A 6,921-nucleotide genomic window follows, 5' to 3' on the forward strand; every position below is an offset into this window, starting at 1 on the left:
TACCATTTCTTCCGGGTATGGCCTACTCTGCTTTAATTTAATCCAACCCAATTGAGGTAACTTGAATCTACCGCAACCCAGACAATTTTTCAGCATGGCAGGAAAGACAAAGCTTCTCATCCTTTTCTTAAATCTTGGAAAGCCTTTGCCTAAACTTTTCATCTCAGAAAATGCCCTGTCTAATTGTTTTAAAGTTTGTTGTAAAACCTGAGCATTTGCTGATTTTAATCTAGGATTAGTTTTCTTAGCTATTGTTAAGTTTTTTGCTTGATGATTGTAATTAGGATAAGGGGCATCAGCAGGAATAATATACTCAGAAATAATTGAACAACTACTAATTGATGATTTTCTCGAATTTAACCAGTCTTTTCGTTTTCTTAAGGCATAGTTATATACACTTTTACAGACATCAAGAATGTGATTAATTTCTGCCTCTTGATGCTGAGTTGGTTTCAGCTTGTACTGGTAAGTTAAAGTAATCAACTTTGTTATTCAACTTCTAAGTAAATACTATTTAATTATAACACAAAATATGCACAGCCTTGACAACTACTAGAAAATTAAGCAAATTAGAAGAAAATTGGGAAACTAGCCTGAAAATTGGCTCTAGAAAATCCACAAAAATTACTGAATTTTTGACTTAAAAAAAGTAGCATGACAATAGGAACTAAAACTCCAAAAATAGTAGTAGTTGGTGCTGGTTGGGCTGGTTTAGGAGCCACTCACCACCTAGCCAAAAATGGCTATGACGTTACACTCCTAGAAGCTGGCCCTTATCCCGGTGGTTTAGTCGCTGGTTGGAAAACTCCCGGAGGCCGTTCTGTAGAAGTGGGCATACATGGTTTTTGGTATCCTTACCATAACATATTTTCTCTTGTCAAGAAGCTAAACCTCGATCCATTCACTCCCTGGACTCGTTCAGCTCAATATTCTCCTGCTGGGTTAGAGGTAGAATCACCTATTTTTCAAGACTTACCACCTTTTCCAACACCTCTTGGTACTTTTATTTATACTCAATTTAAACGATTACCTTTGAGCGATCGCCTTTCTGCTCTGCCACTGCTTTATTCTGTGATAGATTTTGATAATTCGGATGAAGCTTGGCGAAGATACGACGCAGTAACAGCGAGAGAATTATTCAAACAATATGGCGTGACAAAAAGATTATATGATGATGCTTTTAATGCCATGTTATTAGTTGGTTTATTTGCTCCAGGAGAACAATGTTCGGCTGCTGCTGCATTGGGAATGTTATATTATTTTATCCTAGCTCACCAACCAGATTTTGATGTTGTTTGGTGTCGGGGTACTGTAGGAGAAATGATATTTAAACCTTGGGTAGAAAATATCGAAAATCTAGGTGGAAAAGTTCTGACAAAACGGCGAGTTACTGACTTAATTGTTGATGATAATGGCAAAGCAACAAAGGTTGTTTGTGAAGACCAAATATTTGAAGCAGATGCGGTTATTTTTGCTGTTGGTATTAGTGGGATGAAAAAGATTATGGCAGGTAGTGAAGCTCTGCAAAGTCGTCAAGAATTTAGGAATATTAATAATTTAGGTGGAGTTGATGTATTGGGAACCAGATTATGGTTCGACCGAAAAATTTCAATTCCTCGTGCTTCTAATGCTTGCTTTGGATTTGATACAACTACAGGTTGGACGTTTTTTGATTTGAATGCTTTACACGACGAATTTCGCCATGAACCAGGAACAGTTGTAGAGGTAGATTTTTATCATGCTAATCAATTTTTACCTTTGAGCGATGGGGAAATTATTAAAATGGTACAGACATATTTAGCAACTTGTATTCCAGAATTTATAGAGGCAGAAATTATCGACCAAAGTGTGGTTAGAGTTAGAGAAGCAGTCACTCACTTCTTTCCTGGAAGTTATCAATATTTACTTCCTGCTAAAACAAGTTTTGACAATATATTTATGAGTGGAGATTGGATTGCTAACCGTCACGGTTCATGGTCTCAGGAAAAAGCTTATGTAACAGGTTTAGAAGCAGCTAACTTAGTAGTAGATAAGTTTAAATTAGGACAGAAAGCTAATATTATTCCCGTGGAAAAAGATGAAGAGCATATTCAATTTGCCAGGACGATAAATAAGTCGTTCAGAGAGATAGGAAAATCAATATTTCCTAATATTTGGTTGTAATATAGCAATCACCATGCTGGTGAGGTACAAAACTCTAGGCAACAGGCAACAGGCAACAGGCAACAGTCAACAGGCAATAGGCAATAGGCAATAGGCAACAGGCAACAGGCAATAGTGAAGTAAAGACAAGAGTGTACCTCATGCTTACTGAGAAACGCTATATAGCGCTTTTCACCCCTATGAGGTACATCAACGATCCCCCTAGATCCGCGTTAAAAAGGGGGACTTCCGGTCTCCCCCCTTGTCAAGGCAGGGTCAATTTATTGACAAACTTTATTGTCACGCTTAGAAAAATTGATAGGGAGATGGGGAGTGTGGGGACCCACCCCTAACCCCTCCCTGGAGGGGAATTTGGGGAGATGGGGAGATGGGGAGATTCTTATATAGCAATGTGCGCTGGCATATTTACACATTATTTTTTGTACACCTTTTCTAGAGTGCACTTTGAGCTGGACATTGTAAATACCTGAGCGCTCATTGCTATATTTGCACAATTAAATGTATTTCATATCCATATAAATATTCTCTGAGCACAATGAATTAGCCCTGCCCTTGTCAACGGGCAGGGTCAATTTATTGTCACGCTTAGAAAAATTGATAGGGAGATGGGGAGTGTGGGGACTGTGGGGAAATTTGTATATTTGCACAATTAAATGTATTTCATATTACAGCACTTTTTAGGATAATGAGGTATAGCTTCAAAGATTTATCTTTTTTTCCCTACTCCCTACTCCCTAAAGTCCTAAAATTTTGTACCTCATCAACTCCAAAACTGCTTTAATATTCTCTGACGACAAAGAATTAGCCCTGCCATCAACGGGGGTGGTGAAAATTGTCTGGGGTTTGTAGACATGGAGTGGCCGGTTGTTGACTATCCATAAGCAATTAGACCTTCAGCATAGCTGCCTTCTTCAAAGCAGTCGAAGGAAAGGAGACCGACAGAGCAAAAGCTGAAAACTCAGACAAAGCAATATTTTTCCCTCTTCCCTCTTCCTTCTTCTCTCTTCCCTCTTCCCTTCCCTCTTATATCATGTTCGGACGGGTCAGTTATAAATAAAACAGGATTACGCATTTTAATGGAAAAACACTATATATACCATAGTGCTATAGTTTTTATCTACTATATGTAGTGCCTTTGCGTAAGCCCTGTAAAATTTAAGGACTGACAGTACCGACAGTACCAAAGAAATACTGAAATTATCAATACTATTGTGCAATATTTCATAAGCATTCCTCCTTTCTTCTCTCCTGACTCCTGAGGACTGACTCCTGAGGACTCACAACAGTTATTTATAAGTAGGGCTTGCTGATTAAATATCAAAGCATTTACAGATAAAGGTTGTAGCCTTTTTAGGGTCGAATTGCAGTGCGCCTGTTTCAGTCTAAAACACTCAAAAAGTTAGTATTTTAGGCTCATAGTGGGGCAGAAAAATCCCAAATTGACAAAACTTAGCTCCTACCTCCTCGCTCCCGATCCATTTCTCCTGTCTTCCCCTCCTGGGAGGGGGAGGGGCGAGGGGTGGGTTGTCTCCAGTATAGCTGTCTCCTACCCTCACCCATAAGACTTTTTCAGCAAACCCTAAGTATTCAACCGTTAGCGTAGCTCCCCCGGAGGGGGAACATGATATTACTTCTTCTGTCTTCCCTCTTCCCTCTTCTTTCTTCCTTCTTCCCTCTGCTATAGGACTTACGCACTGACCATAGATATAGTTCTTTGTGGGTTACGCTACCGCTAACACACCCTACCAATAGCGTTCATGCGTAAATCCTGAATTATTTCTCCCCGTTCCCTGTTCCCTGTTCCCAGATCCGGTGTTCCCTCTTTTGGAGGAGATGTCACTATATTGAGAAAGGTAAACCACAGAAAAAATCAAGAATGACCTCAACCCTAGTCCAACCAACCCTCGAATCTCTCAACGCCCCTACTATCCACCAACTACCAAATGGACTTACTATCATTGCCGAATACCTACCAGTTGAAGCAGTTAATCTCAATATTTGGCTAAACGTTGGTTCTGCAGTTGAATCCGAACCAATCAATGGTATGGCCCATTTTCTTGAGCATATAATTTTCAAAGGCACTCCCAAACTCGCTGGTGGTGAATTTGAACGCTTAGTAGAACAACAAGGTGCTGTAATGAATGCCGCCACTAGTCAAGACTACACCCATTTTTACATTACCACTGCTCCTAAAGACTTTGCCAAATTAGCACCTTTGCAGTGGGAAGTACTCCTAAATGCCAGCATTGCAGATGACCCTTTTGAAAGAGAGCGGTCTGTTGTACTAGAAGAAATTCGGCGCTCAAATGATAACCTTAACCGTCGTTGTTACCGAAAAGCGATTGAAACCGCCTTTGAAAAATTACCTTATCGTCGTCCGGTATTAGGTCCTGCTGAAGTTGTTTCTCAACTGCAACCCCAACAAATGCGCGACTTTCATCAGACTTGGTATCAACCTGGTTCTATGACTGCCACTGTAGTCGGAAATTTACCAGTAGAAGAATTAATTGATATAGTCGCCAGTTCATTTACCGAAGCACAAAACAGCAAAAATATTCCAGAAATACCTCCACTACCACCCACAAATAATTTAACCCCAGAGCAACCTTTTACAAAAATAGTTCGCCATGAAGTAGTTGATGAAGCTCTTCAGCAAGCAAGGTTAATGATGCTTTGGCGAGTACCTGGGTTAACTCAATTACATGAAACTTATACCTTGGATGTGTTGGCAACTATTTTGAGTCGGGGGAAAACATCTCGCCTGGTGCGTGACTTACGGGAAGAGCGAGGTTTAGTTTATTCTATTGGTGTGAGTAATATGAGTCATCGTCATCAAGGAGTTTTCTATATATCTGCTAGGTTGCCAGAAGAAAATTTAGCCGAAGTAGAAGCAGCGATCGCTCACCACATACATACTATTCAACAAGAGTCGGTGACAGAAACAGAAATTCAACGTATTCGGACATTGGTTGCCAATAGGTTTGTTTTTGCCAATGAGACACCAAGCGATCGGGCTAATTTATATGGTTACTATCACTCAATAGTAGGAGACTTAGCACCAGCGCTAAATTATCCTCAACATATTCAAGCACTTGACTCATCAGATATTCAACAGGCAGCATCAAAATATTTGTCTGTTGATGCTTATGGAGTAATAGCGTTTCGACCTAAGTAAGTGTAAAAAGCTAGGTAGTTAGGTAGTAGTTAGGTAGTGGATCGTTTCATCTAAAAATGTGCATTAGAAAATGGGGGGGGTGGGGGAATGTAATGACCGGGTGATGCGGTGATTATCAAAAAGCCTAATGCACTATTTTAGGTGAAACAGTCCAGTAGGGTGCGTTAGGCAGTAATCATATTTGTGGTGAATCACTCTCTGGAAAATTTCTGCCGTAACGCACCAAGCAATCAAAATTGGCAGTAATCATATTTGTGGTGAATCACTCTCTGGAAAATTTCTGCCATAACGCACCAAGCAATCAAAATTGGCAATAATCATATTTGTGGTGAATCACTCTCTGGAAAATTTCTGCCGTAATATCATATCCGGATAATTAGTGATCAGAAAACTCTCTCCTTCTTCTCCTGTTCTTCTTCTTTCTTCCCTCCTGACTCCTGACTCCTGACTCCTGACTCCTCCGTAGTTATTTATTTATCACTGTTCAACCGGACATGCCATAACGCACCAAGCAATCAAAATTGGCAGTAATCATATTTGTGGTGAATCACTCTCTGGAAAATTTCTGCTATACGACTAACTTGAAGACATAATAATACAACGATCACACCTTAATATCCGGAAAGAGTTATGTCGCTTCATAAAAACTTAATAATTACCCATTCCATAGCAATACATTAGAATCTCGACTCCTAATATATTTTGCTGATTTTCACGACGAAAAACACTGTAGACATTTTTAAAGATTTGGTAAAGTAGAGCATAAAGGGGTTGCAGATTTTTCGGGGGGGGGTAGATTAGAGTTGTACGCAATCAAAATAAACTTTACTAAGGAGATTTAATCATGTTCAAGAAACTTTCAATCGCTGCTGCAGGTGCTACTATTGCTACTTTAACTGCTATTTCTGATGCTAGTGCAATTGTCAATGGTAGTTTTGAAAACGGTTTTACTGGATGGATAACGGAAGATCTAAGCGATCCATTTTTTCCTTTGACTGTTGGTGGTGCTGGTGTTTCACCAGGTTTGGGTTTGTTTACAAGCGCTCCCACAGATGGATCTCTTGCTGCTTTGCATGGTTTTGATGGCAACGGCCCAGGTACAATAAGTATTGCTCAAGATGTTTTCATTAGCTCAAGCGATACAGAACTTTCCTTTGACTTTAGAGGTGCTTGGAACTATAATCTTGGCAATCCAGCAACAACTTCTCGAGTATTTGATGTAAATATTGAAGAAGTTGGAGGAGGATCGACTCTTCTAAGCACCAATTTCCTAATGGCTAATCCAGGAGAATTCCTTAGTGATACAGGAAACTTAACTGGTTCATTGGATTTATCTGCTTTTGCTAATAGTTCTGTGCGCATCAATTTTGATTGGTTTATACCAGAAAACTTTACCGGGCCTGCCTTTTTCCAACTTGATAATGTTCAGCTTACTCAACGATCTCCTGATACTCAAGGAGTTCCTGAACCTGCTTCTATCTTAGGTTTACTAGCTCTGGGTACTTTAGGCGCAACTTCCCTCAAGCGCAAACAAGAAGAAGAAATGTAGGTTTACCGGAAATTAGACCTGTGAACTTACATTT

Annotated in this window: 4 protein-coding genes; 3 read left to right on the forward strand and 1 reads right to left on the reverse strand. The window is 39.8% G+C overall.

From position 1 onward, the window contains the following. Window positions 1-483 (reverse strand): transposase (locus F6K13_RS11745; protein ID WP_287287432.1); only part of this gene is annotated, 483 nt, incomplete at its 3' end. Window positions 484-654: 171 nt separating this feature from the next. Here F6K13_RS11745 and F6K13_RS11750 point away from each other — a divergent pair. The 3 genes from F6K13_RS11750 to F6K13_RS11760 all read left to right on the forward strand — a co-directional run bounded on the left by F6K13_RS11750 (window position 655) and on the right by F6K13_RS11760 (window position 6,887). After that, window positions 655-2,163, forward strand: coding sequence for an FAD-dependent oxidoreductase (locus tag F6K13_RS11750; RefSeq protein ID WP_124143041.1), 1,509 nt, complete (start codon window positions 655-657; stop codon window positions 2,161-2,163). 1,876 nt (window positions 2,164-4,039) lie between these two features. Next, a complete protein-coding gene (locus F6K13_RS11755; protein ID WP_287287434.1) occupies window positions 4,040-5,338 on the forward strand; it encodes a pitrilysin family protein in 1,299 nt (432 codons plus the stop codon). 844 nt (window positions 5,339-6,182) lie between these two features. Further along, entirely contained in the window at window positions 6,183-6,887 is a 705-nt protein-coding gene (locus F6K13_RS11760) for a PEP-CTERM sorting domain-containing protein (RefSeq protein ID WP_287287435.1), read from the forward strand. The last annotated feature ends 34 nt before the right edge of the window (window positions 6,888-6,921 follow it).

The sequence above is a fragment of the Okeania sp. SIO2B9 genome (assembly GCF_010672505.1).
Classification (GTDB): domain Bacteria; phylum Cyanobacteriota; class Cyanobacteriia; order Cyanobacteriales; family Microcoleaceae; genus Okeania; species Okeania hirsuta.